General features: G+C 46.6%; 1 protein-coding gene. It reads right to left on the minus strand.

Annotated features, from left to right (window positions below; translation table 11 throughout):
- On the minus strand, positions 1-526 hold a 526-nt coding region (locus KIV40_RS26885; RefSeq protein ID WP_285352229.1), incomplete at both ends, for an ion transporter.

Below are 526 nucleotides of genomic sequence, written 5' to 3' on the forward strand. Positions count from 1 at the left end.
TCATTACTCAGTTCTGCGGTGATAATGCCGGTTGGAACCGCAAGTATCGAGTAACCAAGCAACATAGTGAGGGATGCAATGGCTTTACCCAAGTGAGTTTGCGGCACCATGTCGCCATAGCCAACCGTAGTAATAGTTACGATTGCCCAGTAGATGCTTTTCGGAATACTCGTAAAACCGTTGTAGGGCCCCTCAATCACAAAGATCAACGCGCCAAAAATGGTGACCAGAATACCTACAGTACTAAAGAAGATAAGAATCTTACGACGCGCCATTAAAAGGGAGCGCAACAAGATGTTTGAATCCTGCAGGTAGCGAACCAATTTCAAAATACGGAAGATTCGCATCACACGAAGCAGTCGCACCACGCCCATAAATGAAGCGCCGGGGAAGAATATTGCTAAGTAGGTAGGCAGAATGGCCAGCAAGTCGACGACGCCATAAAAGCTGGTGGCGTAAGACTTAGGTTTTGGGGAACAGTAGAGTCTTAACAGGTATTCGACAGTGAATATGGCAGTAAAGGTGT

The organism is Vibrio sp. D173a (genome assembly GCF_030248475.1).